Source organism: Streptomyces mayteni (assembly GCF_054783955.1).
This window is the reverse complement of the sequence record NZ_BAAGPR010000061.1, coordinates 1-18329: the sequence shown is the minus strand read 5'-3', so window position 1 is coordinate 18329 and position 18329 is coordinate 1. Positions and strand designations below refer to the sequence as shown.

General features: G+C 73.6%; 17 protein-coding genes. 3 read left to right on the top strand and 14 right to left on the bottom strand.

Annotation, left to right across the window (positions count from 1 at the left end):
• Positions 1–203: 203 nt before the first annotated feature.
• From ACYVPE_RS24395 to ACYVPE_RS24345, 11 genes are all read right to left on the bottom strand, one after another.
• A complete protein-coding gene (locus ACYVPE_RS24395; protein ID WP_461035837.1) occupies positions 204–1313 on the bottom strand; it encodes a serine hydrolase domain-containing protein in 1110 nt (369 codons plus the stop codon).
• Positions 1314–1428: 115 nt separating this feature from the next.
• Positions 1429–2727 (bottom strand): pectate lyase family protein, encoded by a 1299-nt coding sequence (locus ACYVPE_RS24390; RefSeq protein WP_461035836.1) that lies wholly within the window; start codon positions 2725–2727, stop codon positions 1429–1431.
• Between the two features lie 41 nt (positions 2728–2768).
• Positions 2769–4097, bottom strand: coding sequence for an ABC transporter substrate-binding protein (locus ACYVPE_RS24385; RefSeq protein ID WP_461035835.1), 1329 nt, complete (start codon positions 4095–4097; stop codon positions 2769–2771).
• 215 nt (positions 4098–4312) lie between these two features.
• Positions 4313–5827: a glycoside hydrolase family 43 protein gene (locus ACYVPE_RS24380; protein WP_461035834.1), complete on the bottom strand. Its 1515-nt coding sequence runs from the start codon at positions 5825–5827 to the stop codon at positions 4313–4315.
• Positions 5824–7017: a Gfo/Idh/MocA family protein gene (locus ACYVPE_RS24375; protein WP_461035833.1), complete on the bottom strand. Its 1194-nt coding sequence runs from the start codon at positions 7015–7017 to the stop codon at positions 5824–5826. The genes ACYVPE_RS24380 and ACYVPE_RS24375 overlap by 4 nt, the downstream gene beginning before the upstream one ends.
• A gap of 39 nt (positions 7018–7056) precedes the next feature.
• On the bottom strand, positions 7057–7965 hold the full coding sequence (locus tag ACYVPE_RS24370; protein ID WP_461035832.1) for a carbohydrate ABC transporter permease: 909 nt from the start codon (positions 7963–7965) through the stop codon (positions 7057–7059).
• Positions 7962–8894, bottom strand: coding sequence for a carbohydrate ABC transporter permease (locus tag ACYVPE_RS24365; RefSeq protein ID WP_461035831.1), 933 nt, complete (start codon positions 8892–8894; stop codon positions 7962–7964). The genes ACYVPE_RS24370 and ACYVPE_RS24365 overlap by 4 nt, the downstream gene beginning before the upstream one ends.
• A 61-nt stretch (positions 8895–8955) precedes the next feature.
• A complete protein-coding gene (araD, locus tag ACYVPE_RS24360) occupies positions 8956–10800 on the bottom strand; it encodes an L-arabinonate dehydratase (protein ID WP_461035830.1) in 1845 nt (614 codons plus the stop codon).
• On the bottom strand, positions 10797–11705 hold the full coding sequence (locus ACYVPE_RS24355; RefSeq protein ID WP_461035829.1) for a dihydrodipicolinate synthase family protein: 909 nt from the start codon (positions 11703–11705) through the stop codon (positions 10797–10799). The genes araD and ACYVPE_RS24355 overlap by 4 nt, the downstream gene beginning before the upstream one ends.
• A complete protein-coding gene (locus tag ACYVPE_RS24350; protein WP_461035828.1) occupies positions 11705–12511 on the bottom strand; it encodes a GntR family transcriptional regulator in 807 nt (268 codons plus the stop codon). Before ACYVPE_RS24350 ends, ACYVPE_RS24355 begins: the two co-directional genes overlap by 1 nt.
• Before the next feature lie 168 nt (positions 12512–12679).
• Positions 12680–13873, bottom strand: coding sequence for a right-handed parallel beta-helix repeat-containing protein (locus tag ACYVPE_RS24345; RefSeq protein WP_461035827.1), 1194 nt, complete (start codon positions 13871–13873; stop codon positions 12680–12682).
• A 537-nt stretch (positions 13874–14410) separates the two neighbouring features.
• Between ACYVPE_RS24345 and ACYVPE_RS24340 the strand changes: the two genes are divergently transcribed.
• Entirely contained in the window at positions 14411–15298 is an 888-nt protein-coding gene (locus tag ACYVPE_RS24340; RefSeq protein ID WP_461035826.1) for a class I SAM-dependent methyltransferase, read from the top strand.
• Here ACYVPE_RS24340 and ACYVPE_RS24335 read toward each other — a convergent pair.
• The gene (locus ACYVPE_RS24335) at positions 15282–15758 is read right to left on the bottom strand and encodes a rhodanese-like domain-containing protein (protein ID WP_461035825.1); all 477 of its coding nucleotides are present in this window, start codon (positions 15756–15758) and stop codon (positions 15282–15284) included. The two genes, ACYVPE_RS24340 and ACYVPE_RS24335, sit on opposite strands and share 17 nt — an antisense overlap.
• 93 nt (positions 15759–15851) lie before the next feature.
• Here ACYVPE_RS24335 and ACYVPE_RS24330 point away from each other — a divergent pair, with 93 nt between their 5' ends.
• Positions 15852–16304 carry an Lrp/AsnC family transcriptional regulator gene (locus ACYVPE_RS24330; protein ID WP_461035824.1) on the top strand — a complete coding sequence of 151 codons (453 nt, stop codon included), beginning with the start codon at positions 15852–15854 and terminating at the stop codon, positions 16302–16304.
• Positions 16305–16369: 65 nt separating this feature from the next.
• Here ACYVPE_RS24330 and ACYVPE_RS24325 read toward each other — a convergent pair whose 3' ends face one another.
• Positions 16370–17011 (bottom strand): class I SAM-dependent methyltransferase, encoded by a 642-nt coding sequence (locus tag ACYVPE_RS24325; protein ID WP_461035823.1) that lies wholly within the window; start codon positions 17009–17011, stop codon positions 16370–16372.
• 12 nt (positions 17012–17023) lie between these two features.
• Entirely contained in the window at positions 17024–17647 is a 624-nt protein-coding gene (locus tag ACYVPE_RS24320) for a Vgb family protein (protein WP_461035822.1), read from the bottom strand.
• Between ACYVPE_RS24320 and ACYVPE_RS24315 the strand changes: the two genes are divergently transcribed.
• Complete coding sequence (locus ACYVPE_RS24315) at positions 17646–18260, top strand: TetR/AcrR family transcriptional regulator (RefSeq protein WP_461035861.1); 615 nt, start codon at positions 17646–17648, stop codon at positions 18258–18260. The two genes, ACYVPE_RS24320 and ACYVPE_RS24315, sit on opposite strands and share 2 nt — an antisense overlap.
• The last annotated feature ends 69 nt before the right edge of the window (positions 18261–18329 follow it).

The window sequence follows — 18329 nt, the reverse complement described above, 5'->3', positions numbered from 1 at the left end:
TACGCGGCCCGGCCGCGCGGGCTCCCAAGCGACCACCCGGCCAACGACCCGACGGACGCGACTCGTTCACCGAACCGCACAGCAACGCCGCACGTACGCGGGCGGCCCGGGCCCACGGCTGCGCCGTGCGGCAGTCAGCCGGCCGAGGCAGCGGGGCCGTCCGCGGGCGCGGGCGCGAGCCGCCCGCCGGGCGAGGCGGCGGGTCACCGCCGCAGCCGCTTCGCGCAGGTGCGGGCGGTCGTGACCAGGGGTTCGGTGTCGGAGCCCGTGCCGCGGGGGGTGGGAACGCGGCGGCGGGTGTAGCCGAAGGCGAGGCCGGCGGCGGGGTCGGCGAAGGCCAGGGAGCCGCCTGCACCGTCGTGGCCGAAGGCGCGAGCGCCGAGGTGGGGCGTGGCGACCATGAAGCCGAGGCCGTAGGCGCGTTCCGTGCCGAGCACCAGGTCCCGGCCGGTCGAGTAGGGCTGGGCGCACTCGGCCTGGGTGTCGGGCGTCAGCAGGGTCAGCGCGGCCGCGTAGAGCGCGGCGAGGCCGCAGGCCGAGCCGATGCCGCCGACCGAGGCGGGGCCGCCGGCCCTGATCTCCGGCAGGTTGGGCAGCGCCACCAGGTCGACGTACGCCGGGTGCTGGAGGTTGTAGGCGATGCCGGCCAGGCTGTCGGGCTCGACCGATGCCGGCTCGACGGCCGGCGGCCGCGGCGGCAACACGTCCAGCACCCGCGGCAGTTCGCTCGCCGGCACGCCGAGGTGGAAGTCGACGGCGAAGCGGGCGCGGAAGACGTCCCGCAGGGTGGCGCCCGAGACGCGCCGCACCAGTTCGGCGGCGAGCGCGCCGATGGTCAGAGAGTGGTAGCCGAAGGCGGTGCCCGGCCGCCAGTAGGGCCGCTGCGCGGCGAGCCGCTCCGCGATCGCGGCGTCGTCGGCCAGCTCGGCCGGCGAGAAGCCGCCGTCGACGCCGACCAGCCCGGCCCGGTGGCCGAGCAGCTCCCGCACGGTGACGCCGGCCTTGCCGGCGGCCGCGAACTCCGGCCAGTACGCCGCGACCTCGCGGTCGAGGTCGAGCGCGCCCTCCTGGGCCAGCAGGGCGACCACCAGGAACGCGGCCCCCTTGGTCGAGGAGAACACGCCGAGCAGCGAGTCCCCCGCCATGCCGGGCCCGCCCCACAGGTCGACCACCCGCCGGCCGTCCACGTGGGCGGCGACCTGGGCGGCGAGCCCCGGCTCCCCGGCGAGCAGCGCCGCGAACTCCTCGCGCACCGGCTCGTATCCCTGGGCCACCGTGCCCTGGACCACCGGGGCGCTGGTCTCCGTCGTCATGTTCCCTACTCCTTCGTGCGTGCGCGGCGTGCGCGGCGTGCCGGCCGAGCCGTCGACGGTGCAACGGCGCGGCCGGCACGCCTCGTTCCCGGGCCCCGGGGCCCGGAGACGGCTGTCAGGCCCCGGCCCAGACGGCCAGCAGCGCCGGGACCACCAGCGGGTGGTCGACGCGGGCCCGCAGCGTCGGCGTCCAGCCGGCGCCGGAGCCGATCCGGGCGTCCGGGTTGGCGGCGTTGTGCGCGGCCAGCAGGTCGACGGGGCGGCCGTTGACCCGGTTGCCGTGCTCGGTCATCGAGGTGTTCGGGTTCCAGCGGTGGATGACCTCGGCCGGCGCGGTGCCGGCGGGCAGCGTCACCGCGTTGTACTCGGCGACCAGCGCCGACTCGAGGCCGATCCCCCAGTGGTAGCTGTAGGCCGCGCCAGGGTCCTGCCTGAAGTGGTTGTTGTAGGCGTCGACCTGACCGAACCTGACGCGCGGCGTGCGGGAGTTGACGTTGTGGAACAGGTTGTGGTGCAGCGTCACCCGCAGTCGGCCGCGGTCGTCGGCGCCCGCGCCGTCCCCGTTGCCGATCAGCATGGTCTTGTCGTGCTCGGTGAACACGTTCCAGCTGATGGTGACGAGGTCGGTGCCGCGCACCACGTCCAGTTGGCCGTCGTGCTGCTGGAAGAGCCGGCCGAAGTACTCGGGTTGCTCGGCGTCGGGGCGGCGGCCGTCGGTGAACGTGTTGTGGTCCACCCAGACCCGGCGCGAGCCGTAGAGCACCAGGCTGTCGTACTCGGAGTTCCAGGCGCCGAACTCGCCGTCGGTCGGGTCCCACTGCGGGAAGCAGTCGAAGGTGTCCTCGAAGGTCAGCTCGCGGACGATGACGTTCTCCCGGCGCCGGACGTCGAGCGTGGCACCGAGCAGCCGGGCGCCGCGGCCCTCGCCGACGATGGTGGTGTCGGAGGGCACCGAGAGCACCACCCGCTCCCGCTGGCGGAGTTCGGAGGCGACGCGGGCCTCCTCCATCGGCCCCGACGGGTCGGCGTCGCCCCAGGTCTCGGGGTCGTAGGCGGCCAGGTAGCCGTCCAGGGTGTAGCCGTCGGTGGCGTAGTCCTCGCAGCTCAGCGCGAGCTTGTCGGCGTCGGTGTTGGCGTCGATGGTGCCGCGGACCCGGATGATCCGCGGCGCGCCGGGATCGTCGGCCAGGGCGGCGGCCAGTTCCTCCCTGGTGGTGACGGTGTAGTCGTGCTCGGCGTCCGCCGCCGAGCCTCCGGTGACCGGGCCCTCGGCCGAGCCCCAGCCGTCGCCGGCCCGGAGCACGGCGCGCGCCGGGTCGGGCGGGGCGGCGGACGTGGTGGAGGCGGCGGCGGGTGGCAGCAGGCCGAGGCCGAGGGCCGCGCAACCGAGCACGGCGAGGCGTCTGACGAACATGGCGGCTCCAGGGGAGGAGAGAGGAGAGGGGACGGGTCGGGTCAGCCGCGGTACTCGAGCCATTCGGCCTGGGCCTCGTTCAGCCGCTCGGCCAGGTCGTCGGCGAACTCCTGGGCGGTGATCTCGCCGAGCAGCAGCCGCTGGAAGTTGGGCTCGGTGTCGGCCTTGCTGATGTTGTTCCAGTCCGGCAGGTAGTAGGGCAGCTGGACGATGGTGGTGGCCTCGTCGCTCAGCGCCTCGACGGCGGCGGCGGTCGGCGGGGCGGCGGCGATCCACGGATCGGCCAGCGCCTCGGTGTTGGCGGGGATCTGGCCCGCGGACTCGTTCCAGAGGCTGTTCATCTCGTGGGAGACGGCGAACTCGACGAACCGCCAGGCCGCCTCCTTGTTCTCGCTCGACCGGAAGACGCCGAGGCCGTCGACCGGGTTGGAGACGAAGGTGTGCGCGCCGTTCGCGTCGTCCGCCGGCATCGGGACGCCGGCCACGCCGTCCGCGCCGAAGGCGGCGACGTGGTCGGGGTAGGAGCCGAGGTTGTGCTGGAGCATGCCGACCGTGCCGCCGGTGAAGGTGGCGACCATGTTGGTGAAGTCGTTGCTCAGGTCGGCCTCGGGGGTGGCCGTGTCGTAGAGCCCGACGTAGCGCTCCAACGCCTCGACGTTCGCCGGGTCGTTGACGGTGGTCTCGTCGCCGTCCCAGAACGAGTCGATGCCGGACTGGGCGTACATCATGTCCAGCGCCTGGGCGACGGAGCCCTCACCGCCGCGGATGGTGAAGCCGAACTCGTTGTTACCGGCGTCGGTCAGCTCGTCCGCCGCGGTGAAGAACGCGTCCCAGGTGGCGGGCGGTTCGAGGCCGGCCGCCTCGAACAGGTCGGTGCGGTACCAGAGGACGCCCTGGTTGGCCGAGGTGGGCACCGAGTACATCTCGTCGCCCTCGCCGGTGGTGGCGCGGACGCTCTCCACCATCGCCGGCAGCAGGCCGTCCGCCAGGCCGCTCTCCGTGACCCGGTCGCCCAGCGGTTCCAGGGCCTCCTGGGCGACGAGGTTGGCGAGGTAGGCGGTGGAGACGCCGCCCACGTCGGGCAGCCCGTCGCCGCCCTGGATCGCGGCGTCGTACTTGGACTGCACCTCGCCGATCGGCACGCCCACGTACTCGACCTCGATGTCCGGGTTGGCCGCCTCGAAGGCGTCGATGATCTCGTTCCACACGTCGGTGCGGACACCGCCGTTGTTGTCCCAGAACACGATCCGGCCGGTGCCGTCGCCGTCCGCGCCCGCCGAGTCGCCCGAGTCGCCGCAGGCGGTGGCGGTGGCGGCCAGCGCGAGCGCGGTGAGGGCGGCGGCCGCGCCGCGGGTCAGGTGTGTGCTCATCGTGCGGCTCCCTGGGGTTGAGGAAGGTGGGGGTTCGCTCTGATGTGCGAGTTGCTCCGCAGGAAGTGCCGCGATGGGCCCGTCGATCGTCCGCGGGTCCGTCGTCGCTGGTCGCGCCCACGCGGCGGAGCCGCACACGAGCGCTTCCCCGCGCCCCCTGGGGCACGGGCGGTACGCCGTCCTTCCTTCAGACGCGGTCGATCGGTCATGGGTGATCAGGTGACGCGGAACGTGGTGAAGGTGGCGGTGCCGGCGGCCTCGCCGACGCCGTCGGGGGCGGCGGCGAACAGGCCGAGTTGGGCGCCGGTCCAGCCCCAGCCGGCGGCCGCGAAGTCGAAGCCCGAGCCGGCGGGTTCGGTCTCGTCGCCGACCGCGGCGGCGAACCGGCAGCGGCCGTCGGCGGTGATGTCGATCACCAGCAGCGCCCGGCCGTCGGGCGCGGGGCGGGGCGGGGCGGCGTCCCTCTCCGGCTGGGCGACGGGTTCGTTGAAGCGGTGGACGAGGTGGGTGGCGCCGTCGGGGTCGCGCTCCAGGCCGATCCAGGAGTACACGTTCCCGAGGACCGTGAGCCCGGCCCTGGCGCCGGGCGCCGTGGCGTCCAGGGCCAGTTCGACGGTGACCCGGCGGGGGCCGACCGGCAGCCGCTGGGCCAGCACGTGGGGCAGCAGCCGCAGGTCACGCACGTCCGCGGTGGGCAGGCAGGCGAGCCGCAGGCCCTCGGCAGGGCCGGGGCATGTCCAGCCGGGGCGCGGGTTGGCCAGCCAGGACCACTGGAGTCCGTGGCCGCCGTCGGGGAAGTCGTCGTCGGTGGCCGGCCTGGCGGCTGGCTGGCCGTCGACGGGGAGCGGCCCGCCGGCCACCGGCCGGCCGGCGTCGCCGAGCACCGGCCAGCCGTCCGCGTCCCAGCGCATGGGTTGCAGGTGCGCCACCCGGCCGAAGGCGCCGCGCTGCTGGAAGTGCAGGAACCAGTCGGAGCCGGCGGCCGTGGTCACCCAGGCACCCTGGTGCGGGCCGTTGACGTCGGTGTCGCCCTGGGCGAGCACCATCCGCTCCTCGTAGGGGCCGAAGACCGAGCGGGAGCGGAACGCGCCCTGCCAGCCGGTCTCCACCGAGCCGGCCGGGGCGAAGATCCAGTACCAGCCGTCCCGGCGGTGGAACTTGGGCCCTTCCAGGGTGAACCAGCCCGGCAGCGTGTCCCCGTCCACGACGACCCGGCCCTCGTCGAGCACCGCCGTGCCGTCCGGGCTCATCCGGTGGCAGGTGAGCCGGTTCTTGACCCCGGAGCGCGATCTGGCCCAGCCGTGCACCAGGTAGGCGGTGCCGTCCTCGTCCCACAGCGGGCAGGGGTCGATCAGCCCCTTGCCGGCCTTGACCAGGTGCGGCTCGGTCCAGGGGCCGGTGATGGCGGGCGCGTTGACCTGCTGGATCCCGAAGTCCGGGTCGCCCCAGAAGATCCAGAACCGGCCGGCGTGGTGCCGCAGCGCCGGCGCCCAGACGCCGTCGCCGGGGCGGGGCACGGTGAACTCGTCGGCCGGTTCGAGGCGGTGCAGCGCGTGGCCGACGAACCGCCAGTTGACCAGGTCGCGGGAGTGCAGCAGCGGCAGCCCCGGCACCCGGCTGAAGCTGGAGGCGGTCAGGTAGAAGTCGTCGCCGACCCGGATGACGTCCGGGTCGGACCAGTCGGCCGCCAGCACCGGGTTGCGGTAGGTGCCGTCGTGGGGCTCGGTCACGCGCCACTCCCCAGGACCTTGCCGGCCCACGGGGCGCCGAGTTCGGCGTAGCCGGCCAGTTCGGCGGCGCCGCGCGCCGTCAGCTCGTCGACGCCGGGGATGACGCGGCGCGGGCCGCGCTCGCCCTCCTCGACGCGCCAGGCGTCGGCCGGCAGCTCGACCGGCTCGGGGGCGGTGCGCACCGCCTCCACCAGCCTGGTGAAGGCGCCGGTGCGCTCCAGCGGCACCAACAGCGGCTCGTCGTCCCGTAGATGGGCGACCAGGTTCTCCAGCAGGTCGGTGCGGCCGTGCCGGCTGGTCACCGGCTCGTGCCCGTCGCGTTCGAGCAGCACCTCGTCGGCCTTGTACCAGAAGGTGATCCGGCCGTGCTCGCCGTGCACCACCACGTACGGCTCGCCGGGGCGCTCCGCGCACAGCGTGACGGCGGTGAGGATCGTCCCGCCCGAGGCGGTGCGGATCCGGGCGCAGGAGGTGTCGTCGGCGGCGATGTCGTTGATCCGGTACAGCTCCAGGTCGACGCCGGCGACGTCCTCGACCCGGTCGGCGCCCTCGATCCGCAGCGCGGTGGCGGTGGCGTGGGCGAGGGGGTTGGTGAGCACGCCGTCCACCACCTCCCGGCCGTCGAGGACGCGGTGCCCGCCCCAGGGGGCGCGCCGCCAGTACGCCTCGTCGCGGACCCAGGCGCCGGCGGCGCCGATGCCGGTGACCGCGCCGATGGCGCCGTCCGCGACGAGGCGGCGGATGGCCTCGACGGCGTGCGAGCCGAGCGACTGGAAGCCGATCTGGCAGGCGGTGCCGGCCGTGGCGACGCCGGCCGCCAGCTGTTCGAAGGCCGCCATCGAGGGGGTGGGCGGCTTCTCGAGCAGCAGGTGGACGCCGTGCCCGGCGGCCAGCAGGCCGAGCTGCTCGTGGGTGTGGATCGGGGTGCAGACCACGGCGATCAGGGCGCCGGTGCGGTCGAGGAGCCCCGCCAGGTCGGGGGACTGTTCGACGCCCGCCGGGTCGAGCCCCGGCGCGTCGAACTCGGCGGGCTCCAGCGGCGCGAGCTCGCAGATCCCGGCGAGCCGCACCACGCCGCGCTCGGCGAGCCGGCCGATGTTACGCAGGTGCCACCTTCCGTGGCCCCGGGCGCCGGCGAGCACCACGGGCAACGGTTCGGCCGCCCCTTCGGTCAGGATGCTGTCGTTCATCGTGCGGTGCGAACTCTCTTTCTGGTGTCTCGTGGCAGGTCACCCCTTCACCGCCCCGGCGCTGAAGCCGGTGATCAGCCAGCGCTGGATGAAGGCGAAGACGATGACGACGGGCACGGCCGCCACCACCCCGCCGGCGGCGAGCGCGCCGAGGTCGACGCTGTCGGAGCCGATCAGGGTGTTGAGGCCGACCGGGATGGTCTGCTTGTCGTTGGAGTTGAGGAACATCAGGGCGAACAGGAAGTGGTTCCAGCTGTGCACGAAGGCGAAGGAGCCGACCGCCACCAGACCCGGCCGCAGCAGCGGCAGCACGATGGCGAGGAAGCCGCGCAGCCGGGAGCAGCCGTCCACCCAGGCGGCCTCCTCAAGCGAGGGCGGCACGTTCCTGATGAAGCCGCTGATCAGGATCATCGAGAGCGGCAGTTGGAAGACGGTCTCGGCGAGGATCACGCTCCACAGCGAGTTGAGCAGTTGGAGCTCGCGGAACACCTCGAAGAGCGGCACCAGCATCAGCGCGCCGGGGATGAACTGGGAGCAGAGCAGGGCGAGCAGGAACGGCATCCGCAGCCGGAACCTGAACCGGGCGAGGGCGTAGCCGCCGGAGAGCGCCACCAGCATCGTCATCAGCATGGTGGCGATTCCGACCTGGACGCTGTTGACGACGTAGGTGTCGAAGCCGCGCTCGTTCCACACCTTCTCGAAGTGCTGGCCGGTGACGGGCCAGGGCAGCAGCGAGTCGGAGCCCGGCTCGCGCAGCGCGAACAGCAGCATCCAGTAGAAGGGGATCAGGGTGAAGAGCAGGTAGAGGCCGAGCGGCAGGAGGACCTGCCAGCGCGGCGGCTCGTCGTTCGGGCGGCGGCGCCGGCGGCGGGCCCGGCCGGCGGGCGGCCCGGGCGGCGGCTCCTCGGTCGCCGGCGCGGTGTCGTGACCGAGGCTGACGGTGGTCACCTGTCGTCACCTCCGAACTTGCTCAGGCGCAGGTAGAGGATCGAGCAGAACACCAGGATCACGAAGGCGACCGTGGTCAGCGCGGCGGCGTAGCCGAACTCGTTGCCGTCGATGCCGGTCTGGGCGACGTACAGCGGCAGGGTGGTGGTCCCACCGGCCGGGCCGCCGCCGGTGAGGGTGTAGAGCAGGTCGACGTTGTTGAACTCCCAGACCGCGCGGAGCAGGGTGGAGAGGACGATGGCGTCCCGGAGGTGCGGCAGCGTGATGTGCCAGAAGCGGCGCAGCCGGCCGGCGCCGTCGACGCCGGCCGCCTCGTACAGGTCCTTGGAGACGGACTGCAGGTCGGCCAGGATGAGGATCGCGAAGAACGGGACGCCGCGCCAGAGTTCGGCGACCACCGCGCCCCAGAAGACCGTGTCGGGGTTGGAGATGACCGAGGTGCCGTACTCGCCGATGCCGGCGTCGGCCAGGTAGCGGCTGACGCCGGTGGACGAGTTGTAGAGCAGCAGCCAGATGGTGCTGGTCAGCACACCGGACACGGCCCACGGCGAGAAGACCAGGGCGCGGGCCAGGCCGCGCCCGACGAAGGTCTGGTTGATCAGCAGCGCCAGGACCAGGCCGAAGGCGAGTTGGAGGCCGACCTCGACGAGCACCCAGCGGGCGCTGAACGCCAGGGTGTCCCAGAAGAACGGGTCGTCGGTGAGGATCTCCCGGAAGTTGTCGAGGCCGGCGAACCCGTTCCGCCAGGGCTTGGTGACGTTGTAGTCCCGCAGGCTGTAGTAGAGGACGCTGAGCATCGGGTAGGCGATGAAGCCCAGCATCAGCAGCCCGGCGGGGGCGATCAGCAGGTAGGGCAGATAGCGTGACGTGCTTCCGGCTCGGCGGCGGCGCTTGGGCCTTGCCGGCCGTTCTTGGTGCGCGATTGCCATCGTTACCTCTCGAAGCCTTCAAGCTGTCGTGGCCTTCCCGGCCGATCGGCCGCCCGGCCGTTCAGCCGGCGTAGGGCTCCGGCACCTCCCCGGGTCGGGACAGGAACGCGAAGTCGCAGCCGGTGTCGGCCTGGGTGATGTGCTCCTGGTAGAGCGCGCCGTAGCCGCGCCCGTACCGCTCGGGCGGCGCGGTCCAGGCCGCGCGGCGGCGGGCCAGCTCCTCGTCGTCGACCTCCAGGCGCAGCACCCGGGCCTCGACGTCGAGCGTGATCAGGTCGCCGTTCTCCACCAGGGCGAGCGGGCCGCCGACGTGCGACTCGGGCGCGATGTGCAGCACGCACGCGCCGTAACTGGTGCCGCTCATCCGGGCGTCGGAGAGCCGCACCATGTCGGTGACGCCCTCCTTCAGCAGGTAGTCGGGGATCGGCAGCATGCCGTACTCCGGCATGCCGGGGCCGCCGAGCGGGCCCGAGCCGCGCAGCACCAGCACGTGGTCCCTGGTGATGTTCAGCTCGGGGTCGTTGATGGTGCGCTGCATCGTGCGGTAGTCGTCGAACACGACGGCGGGGCCGGTGTGTCGGTGCAGGTCCGGCTCGGCGGAGATGTGCTTGATCACGGCGCCGTCGGGGGCGAGGTTGCCGCGCAGCACGGCCAGGCCGCCCTGCTCGGCGAGGGGGTTGTCGACGGTGCGGATCACCTCGTCGTCGTGGACCAGCGCGTCCGCCAGCTGCTCGCGCATCGAGGCGTGCGCGATGGTGGGCCGGTCCAGGTGCAGCACCCCGGCCTCGCCGAGCCTGGCGAGCAGCCCGGGCAGCCCGCCCGCGTAGTAGAAGTCCTCCATCAGGAACCGGCCGCCCGGGCGGACGTCGGCAAGCACCGGCACGGTCCGCGCGATGCGGTCGAAGTCGTCGAGGTCGAGCGGCACCTGGGAGCGGCCGGCCATCGCGACCAGGTGGATCACGGCGTTGGTCGAGCCGCCGAGGGCCAGCACGGTGGCGATGGCGTCCTCGTACGCCTCGCGGGTGAGGAAGCGGGAGAGCGTGGCGCCCTCCTCGACCAGCTTCACCACGCGCAGCCCGGCGGCGGCCGCCATCCGTTCGTGGCCCGAGTCGACGGCCGGGATGGCCGCCGCGCCCGGCATGGTCACGCCCAGCACCTCGGCGGCCGAGGTCATGGTGGAGGCGGTGCCCATCGTCATGCAGGTGCCGGCCGAGCGGGCCAGCCCGTTCTCCAGCTCCGCCATCTCCCGGTCGCCGATCCGGCCGGCGCGCTTCTCGTCCCAGTACTTCCACATGTCCGTGCCGGAGCCGAGCGTCTCGCGCCGCCAGTGGCCGCGCAGCATCGGCCCGGCGGGCACGAACACGGTGGGCAGGTCGGCGCTTGCCGCGCCCATCAGCAGCGCGGGCGTCGTCTTGTCGCAACCGCCCATCAGCACGACGCCGTCGACCGGGTAGGAACGCAGCAGCTCCTCGGTCTCCATGGCGAGGAGGTTGCGGTAGAGCATCGGCGTCGGCTTCTGGAACGTCTCCGACAGCGTCGCCACCGGGAACTCCAGCGGATAGCCGCCGGCCTGCCACACCCCGCGCTTCACGGCCTGCGCGCGCTCGCGGAGGTGCTGGTGGCAGGGGTTGATGTCCGACCAGGTGTTGAGGATCGCGATGACCGGCTTCCCGAGGTGCTCCTCGGGCAGATAGCCGAGCTGCCTGGTCCTGGCCCGGTGGCTGAACGTCCGCAGCCCGTCGGTGCCGTACCACTGGTGGCTGCGGAGGGTCTCCGACGGCCGACCCGAGCCGGCCCCGGCCTGGCGTCCGGCGCGTTCCGCGTCGGCCTGGCCGGCCGGGCCGGCCGCGGGGGGCTCGGGGGCGTGAGGGCTCCGCCCCCGCACCGCGGTTGTCGTGGGGCTCACGCGACCTCCCACCCCTCGACTATCGCCGCGACCGCCGCCCGCGAGGGCTCCGGCAGGACCGCGCTCGGCGGGCGGACGTCGCGCCGGCACAGGCCGAGCGCGGCCAGCGCCTCCTTGACGACCGTCACGTTGTTCGCCGACTGGCGCGCCGCCCGCAGCTCCTCGAAGCCGCGGATCCGGTCCCACACCCGCATCGCCGCCGGGTAGTCGCCGGCGCGCAGCGCGGCCAGCATCTCCCGCGAGATCGCCGGCGCGACGCCGACCAGTCCTGACGTGAAGCCCGTGGCGCCGCACGCGAAGTACGCCGGCGCGTACAGCTCGGCGAGCCCGGCCACCCAGACGAAGCGGTCGAGGCCGGCGTCCCGCGCGAAGGTCGAGAACCGCACCGGGTCCGGCACCGCGTACTTCACGCCGATCACGTTGGGGCTCGACTCGGCGAGCCGCGCCAGCGAGGCGCCCTCGATCGCCGGGTTCCGCACGTAGGGGACGACGCCGAGCTCCGGCACCGCCTCGGCGATCAGCCGGTGGTACTCCACCCAACCGTCCTGCGAGACGTACGGGTTGACCGGCTGGTGCACCATCACCATCGACGCGCCGGCCTCCGCCGCGTGCCGGGCCGCGGCGACCGCCGTCGTCGCGTCCTGGCCGACGCCGACGATGACCTGCGCCGCGTCGCCCGCCTCGGCGACCGTCAGCTCGGTCTGGACGCGCCGCTCCTCCAGGGTCAGGGAGTAGAACTCGCTGGTGTTGCCGTTGGCGGTGAGGGTGCGGACCCCGCCGTCCAGCAGCCGGCGGACCAGCGTCCGGTAGACGTCCCCGTCGAACGCGCCGTTCGCGTCGAAGGGGCTGACGGTGATGGCCACCACATCGGCGAGTGCGGCTCGCTGCGCCGCGAAGTCGTTCATCACGCCTCTTCCTGTTCCTGTTCCCTTGCCTGTGCCTGTGCCTGTGCCTGTGCCTGTGCCTGTGCCTGTGCGTGTCGGTCGTGCTCAGGTGCTCGCGGCCCGCCGTCCATGGCCGACGCCTCCTCCGGGAAGGCGCGGCGGACGAAGGCCAGGATGTGTGCGCGCAGCAGCTCGGCCGCGCCCGGCGCGTCGCCGGCCTCGGCCCGCGCCAGGATCGCCCGGTGCTCCTCGGCCTCCCGGTCCCAGGTCGGCCTGGCCTGCCAGGCCACGGAGGAGACCAGCGCCGCCTGGTCGCGCAGCTCGTCGAGCATCCTGGCCAGCAGCGGGTTCCCGCAGGGCAGGTAGAGCGCCCGGTGGAAGTCGCGGTTGGCCAGGGAGCGCTCCGCGGTGTCCGTCGCGGTGTCCGCCTGGGTCAGCGCGGCGTGCGCGGCCGCCAGGTCGGCGCCGGAGCTCACGGTGCGGCTCAGCGCCTCGGGTTCGAGCAGCAGCCGGACGTCGTAGACCGAGCGGGCCATGGCGGCGTCCACGGTCCGCACCGAGGCGCCGCGGTACTCGCTCATCACGACGAGCCCCCGGCCGGCCAGCGTCTTCAACGCCTCCCTGACCGGCGTCTTGGAGACGCCGAACCGGGCGGCCAGCTCGTTCTCGACCAGCGGCGAACCCGGTTCGAGCACACCGGTCAGGATCGCCCGCGTCAGGTGCTCGAGGACGAACTGGGTGCGGGAGGGGATAGGCACCGGCGCGGCGCCGGACAGCGGAGCGTTCACGCGCGTCGTTTCTCGTGTCTCGTATCTCGTATATGACATCTGGTGTACGGCATACGCCATATGACGCGTGCCGCCGACGAACGTAGGTCGGCCCAGGGACGGCGTCAACGGTTCTGACAGAAATCGCTTGCCGTCCCGGCGGCGCGCGGCGTGCCGCGCCACCGGGACGGGACCGCCGGTGGGATCACCGTCGGGATCACCGGCGAATCAACTGCAGGTGCTGCGGCTGCTGTTGTTCAGCGTGAGGTTGCGGTAAGTGATCCGCACGCCGCACGGGTTCTCGGTGAGCGAGTTGTTGGTGAGCGTGAGGTTCTGCAGCGTGACGTCGCTGGTGTTCGCGAACTCGGTGCGGGCCGCGATCCGCACCCCGCCACCGCCGGTGATCGTGCCGCCCTGGGTGGCGATGTTCACGCCGTAGCAGTTCTCGATCAGGATGGCGTTGTTCCCGGTGTTGGAGATGGTGACCCGGTCGATCTGCGCGCCGCCGCTCTCCGAGACGCAGAAGACGCCGCGCCCGCCGCCCCTGGCGATCACCTCGCCGACCCGGATGTTCACCGGGTAGCTGCTGCCGATCCGGCCGTTCCGGTTGGCCATCCGGAACGCGGCGTAGCCGGTGCCGGTGCCGGCGTTCTCGGCGTCGACCCGGGTGATGGTGGCGTTGATCGTGTCGTTGAGCAGCAGCCCCGACTCGCCGACGTTGCGGGCCGTGACGGTGCCGATGGTGATGCCGTCCACGCCGTAGGTCTCCACGGCGTGGCTGCCGCTGCCGGAGACGAAGACGTTGTCGATCCGCACGTTGCGGGTGCGGACGTTGCGGTTGGCGTGGTTGTCGATCCGGATGCCGAGACCCCCGGAGAGCTGCATGTTGATCTGGCCGAGGGTGATGTTGGTGCCGTTCCGCACGAAGATGCCGAAGTAGGGCGCGCCGGTGATGGAGACGTTCTGCACCTCGACGTCGGTGGTGTTCTGGGTGCGGATCGGCGCCTGGTTGGCGGCCATGGTGCCGGTGTAGTTGATCGTGCCGCAGACGTCGAGCACGGTGTAACTGGGCAGGTCGAGCGACTGGTTGGCCGGTACCTGGCCAGAACCGCGCACCACCACACGCTGCTTGGAGGTGCGGCCGGGCGTCAGGCTGTTCACGGCCGCGCGCATCGCGGAGAGCATGTCGGTGCCGGAGTAGCCGGGCGCGGTCCAGGTGTTGCCGTTGCGCACGGCCTCCGCCTGGTACGAACCGTCGCCGCAGGCCGCGACGCCGATGTCGTCGGCGGCGACGGCCGGACCGCTCATGGTGGCCCCGGCGGTGACGAGGGCGACCACGGCGGAGAGGAGAAGGGTGACCTTGCGCTTCGCGCGGGGCTTGCCCGTGGACTTACTGATGGGGGTTGCGGCTCTGCGTCCCATCGTTCACTCCTGAAGGTGGGGGCGTGTGGGGGCTGGGGACCGCGCGCCACCTCGTCGAACATGAATCGATTCACGACCGGCCTGTCCTCGACCGGGGAGTGACATGGACCCAGGGAGATCGAGCGGCGCCACGGCGATTTCTGGCGGGACGGCGCGAGATGCGGCGCCGGCCGGGAAAGCGCTTGCCGAGCCTTGCTGAACCGCGAGTATGGCAACGGCCCAACGGCCCGTCAATAACCGGTAAAGCGGGGACGCGTGCGCTGGCTTCGGGCGCCGGGCGGCGGCCGCGATCCCGGGCGACCGGCGGGCCCCACCCGCCACGTGCGCCTGCGGCGTGCGATCTCGGAGTCCAGGCGAACGGCACATCAACTGGCCCTGGCGTGTGGGGTCGAGGACCGTACGGTCTCCCCTCCCCCGGAGGGGACCGGCGGCGGGTACGGGAGCGCGGCGGCGGTCCGCCGACGCTCGGCGGGGCGACGTGGGATCATCTGCCGCCGGATGGGGCGATGGCCCTGATGACGGAGGGACGGTGGCGGCATGGTGGCCGGGTGGGAATGGGACGAGACGTTGTTCGCGGGTACGGCCGCGTACTACCGGCGGGGGCGGCTGCCCTACGCGCCGGGGCTGGCGGACGTGCTCGCGGGGGCGCTGGGGCTCGACCGGCGGGGGCGGCTGCTCGACGTGGGGTGTGGCCCCGGGGTCGTCGCCCTCACGTTGGCGGACCTGTTCGCCGAGGTCGTCGGGGTGGATCCGGACGCCGGGATGGTCGCCGAGGCCGAGCGCGAGGCCACCAGGGCCGGGGTGGCGGGGAAGACGCGGTGGGTGCGGGCCAGGGCCGAGGAGTTGCCGGCGGGGCTCGGGACGTTCACCGTCGCGACCCTCGCCCAGTCGTTCCACTGGATGGATCAGGAGCTGGTGGCCGCCACCCTCCGCGACCTGCTGCGGCCCGGCGGGGCGCTGGTGCACATCTCGGACCTCAAGACGGAGACGGAGACGGAGACGGCGCCCCGGTCGGTCGGCGGTCTCCCCCACCCGGCCGTGCCCTACCCGGCGGTGGAGGAGCTGGTGCGGCGGTATCTGGGGCCGGTCAGGCGGGCCGGGCGCGGGGTGCTGCCGCGGGGAACTCCCGGCGGGGAGGCCGAGGTTCTCCGTCGGGCCGGGTTCGCCGGGCCCGACCGCCATGTGGTGCCCGGTGGCCGCGCGTTGGAGCGCACGGTGGAGGACGTCGTCGCCGGCGTGTTCTCGATGTCGTTCTCGGCCCCGCACCTGTTCGGCGCGCGTCGCGACGACTTCGAGGCGGAGCTGCGTCGGCTGCTCGGCGACGCGTCCACCTCGGGGCGATTCTCCGAACGCCAGCCGAGCACGGAGGTCTTCGTCTGGTGGCGGGAAGCCGCCGAAGGCCGCGGCGTCAGCAGTCGCAGCTGACGGAGGAGACCGGGACCGTCAGCGGGTCGGCCGCGCGCCGCTCGGTGCCGGCCGCGGTCTCGACCGGGAAGCCCTCGCGGATCCAGTACTCGATGCCGCCGATCATCTCCTTGACCCGGTAGCCGAGTCGGGCGAGGGCGAGCGCCGCGCGGGTGGCGCCGTCGCAGCCGGGGCCCCAGCAGTAGGTGACGACCGGGACCTCCGGGTCGAGGAGGGCCGCGGCCCGGCTCGGGATGTCGGCCGTGGGCAGGTGGACGGCGCCCGGCACATGGCCCTGCCGCCAGCCGGCGTCGCCGCGCGAGTCGACCAGGGCGAAGCCGGGGGTGCCTGAGACGAGCGAGGCGTGGACGTCGGAGACGTCCGCCTGGCAAGCGAGTCGGGCGGCGAAGAAGGTGGCGGCCTCGGCGGGCGCCGCCGGTGGCGTGCGCAGGGCGGGGCTCGCGGAGCGGGTGTCGGTCATGGCGGAAACGCTACGGGCGGCGGGCCGGGGACGGAACGGGCGATCGATGGCGTTCCCCGGGCTCGGCCGTGGATGCCGTGGTAGGAATCGTCCATGACCGCTGATTCCCTCGACGAGACCGACATGCGCGTGCTGGAAGCCCTCCAGCGGGAGGGGCGGGCCAGCTACGCCGAGTTGGCCCGCGCCGTCTCCATGTCGGCCAGTGCCGTCGCCGAGCGCGTGCGGCGCCTCGAGGAGAGCGGCGTGATCCGGGGGTACGCGGCCGTGGTGGACCCGGAACGACTCGGCTACGGCATCCTCGCGTTCGTCCGCCTCCGCTACCCGACGCCCAACTACAAGCCGTTCCACGACCTGGTGGCGGTGATGCCCGAGATCCTGGAGGCCCACCACGTGACCGGCGAGGACTGCTTCGTGCTCAAGGTGGCCGCCCGTGACATGCGCGATCTGGAGGCGACGGTGGGCCGGATCGCCGGGCTCGGCTCCGTCACGACGAGCGTCGTCTACTCCAGCCCGCTGCCCAGCCGCGCGATCACGGTGCGGGCCTGACGTGTCGGGCCTGACGTGTCGGGCCTCACGCGTCGGGCCCGAGCGCGCCAGGTTCGGGGCGGCGGTCACCCGCGGCGGGCGAGCAGGTAGGCGCGCCGGGTCTCGGCCTCGTGCGGGTAGTGGACGCGCTCCAGGCGCGCCTCGACGGTGAAGCCGGCCGCCGTCAACAGCCCGGCGACGTGGGATGGGTCGAGGAAGTGGAAGTCCACGTCCACCGGGTGGCCCCACCACTCCCCCAGGTGCCGGACCTCGTCGCCGACGTGGAAGGCGAGCAGCAGGAGGCCGGCCGGGCGCAGCACCCGTCGGGCCTCCGCGAGGGCGCGCGGCAGGTCGGCGGGGGCGAGGTGGATGAGCGAGTAGAGGGCGACGGCGGCGCCGAACTCGCCGTCCTCGGCGGGCAGCGCGCGCAGGTCGCCCTCCCGGAACTCGACCCCGGGGTAGCGCTCGCGGCCGAGGGCCACCATGCGGCTCGACAGGTCGACGCCGACCGTGCGGGCGCCTCGTGCGGCGAGCCAGGCCGCCACCTGGCCGGGGCCGCAGCCGAGGTCGGCGATCGCGGCGCCCGGTTCGAGCCCCTCAGTGAGCGCGGTGAGCAGGGCCCGGTCGAGCGGCTTGCCGGCCAACTCGTCGTGCAGCCGGCGCGCGTATTCCTCGGCCACGGTGTCGTAGCTGCGCCGCACCCCGTCGTCGTTGGCCTGTTCGTCCATGGGGGCAGGATGTCAGGGCGCGACCCACCGGGCGATCACCCCGATCTCCAGCGCGGTGTGCACCGCGCCGTCCCGGCCGACGGTCAGGCCGTGCGGCTCGGGGTTGGCCGGTCCCGGCAGCTGGTGCTCCTCGACGCGGCCGGCCGGCGTGATGGCGGTGAGCCGGCCGGCGCCCCACTCGGTGAGCCAGAGGCGGTCGCCCGCCGCGGCGATGGCGTGCGGGCGGCAGGCGCGGTCGGGCAGTGGGAACTCGGTCACGGCGCCGTCGACCGTGATCCGGCCGATCCGGTCGGCGTTGAGCTCGGTGAACCAGAGCGCGCCGTCGGGACCGGCCGCGATGCCGTAGGGGCCGGCTTCCGGGGTCGGGACGGGGTAGGTGGTCGTCTCTCCCGTGACGGTGATCCTGCCGATGGCGTGGGCACGGTTGAGGGTGAACCACAGGGCGCCGTCCGGCCCGGTGGTGATGACGGTGGGGCCGCCGGCCGGGTCCACGGGGAAGCGGTCGACCCGGCCGTCGGGCGCGAGGCGGCCGATCTCGCCGGCGTGGACCAGGGTGAACCAGAGGGCGCCGTCCGGGCCGACGGTGATGCCGTAGGGGCCGGCGGCGAGTTCCGAGACGGTGGTCAGGGTGAGCATGAATGCCGGCGCGATGGCCACCGCCCGCCGCCCGGGTGGCCGCGCCGCACGGGTCCGCGCCCAGGTGCTGGACGCGGTGCGCGCGCTGCTGGTGGAGGGTGGCTACGACACGCTCACGATGGACGCGGTGGCCGAGCGGTCCGGCGTCCACCGCACCACGGTGTACCGGCGGTGGCGCGAGGTCGGCGGCCTGCTGGCCGATGTGCTGGCCGCGGCGCGCGACGACGACTGGCGGCCGCCCGACACGGGCTCGCTCCTCGGCGATCTCACGGCGCTCAACGAGGAGGTGCGGGCGGGGCTGACGGGGGACCCGCCGCTCACGCCGGCGCTGATCGCGGCCTCGTTCCGCTCCCCGGCGGCCGCGGCGGCCCTCGGGCGGTTCTGGGACGACAGGTACGCGCGCTGCGAGGTGATCGTCGCCCGGGCCGTCGAGCGCGGCGAGGCGCCGCCCGGGGCCGACGCGCGGCGGCTGCTGGTGGCCGCGACCGCGCCGCTCTACCACCAGCTGGTGCTGCTCGGGCTGCCGGACGACCCGGCGCTGCCGGCGAGCGCGGCCCGTGCCGCCGCGCTCGCGGCCGCCGCGGGCGCCTTCGAGGCGGGCGCCCTCGAGTGAACCGTGGGGGTCGGGCGCGGCCGGTCAGACCCGCGGCTGGCCCTGCGGCGGGTACGGCTGCCAAGTCGG

Bases quoted from the DNA above. Each gene is read 5' to 3' on its own strand.
- ACYVPE_RS24395 (WP_461035837.1), bottom strand. From the start codon at position 1,313: ATGACGACGGAGACCAGCGCCCCGGTGGTCCAGGGCACGGTGGCCCAG.
- ACYVPE_RS24390 (WP_461035836.1), bottom strand. From the start codon at position 2,727: ATGTTCGTCAGACGCCTCGCCGTGCTCGGTTGCGCGGCCCTCGGCCTC.
- ACYVPE_RS24385 (WP_461035835.1), bottom strand. From the start codon at position 4,097: ATGAGCACACACCTGACCCGCGGCGCGGCCGCCGCCCTCACCGCGCTC.
- ACYVPE_RS24375 (WP_461035833.1), bottom strand. From the start codon at position 7,017: ATGAACGACAGCATCCTGACCGAAGGGGCGGCCGAACCGTTGCCCGTG.
- ACYVPE_RS24365 (WP_461035831.1), bottom strand. From the start codon at position 8,894: ATGGCAATCGCGCACCAAGAACGGCCGGCAAGGCCCAAGCGCCGCCGC.
- ACYVPE_RS24355 (WP_461035829.1), bottom strand. From the start codon at position 11,705: ATGAACGACTTCGCGGCGCAGCGAGCCGCACTCGCCGATGTGGTGGCC.
- ACYVPE_RS24350 (WP_461035828.1), bottom strand. From the start codon at position 12,511: ATGTCATATACGAGATACGAGACACGAGAAACGACGCGCGTGAACGCT.
- ACYVPE_RS24345 (WP_461035827.1), bottom strand. From the start codon at position 13,873: ATGGGACGCAGAGCCGCAACCCCCATCAGTAAGTCCACGGGCAAGCCC.
- ACYVPE_RS24340 (WP_461035826.1), top strand. From the start codon at position 14,411: ATGGTGGCCGGGTGGGAATGGGACGAGACGTTGTTCGCGGGTACGGCC.
- ACYVPE_RS24335 (WP_461035825.1), bottom strand. From the start codon at position 15,758: ATGACCGACACCCGCTCCGCGAGCCCCGCCCTGCGCACGCCACCGGCG.
- ACYVPE_RS24330 (WP_461035824.1), top strand. From the start codon at position 15,852: ATGACCGCTGATTCCCTCGACGAGACCGACATGCGCGTGCTGGAAGCC.
- ACYVPE_RS24325 (WP_461035823.1), bottom strand. From the start codon at position 17,011: ATGGACGAACAGGCCAACGACGACGGGGTGCGGCGCAGCTACGACACC.
- ACYVPE_RS24315 (WP_461035861.1), top strand. From the start codon at position 17,646: ATGAATGCCGGCGCGATGGCCACCGCCCGCCGCCCGGGTGGCCGCGCC.
- ACYVPE_RS24320 (WP_461035822.1), bottom strand. From the start codon at position 17,647: ATGCTCACCCTGACCACCGTCTCGGAACTCGCCGCCGGCCCCTACGGC.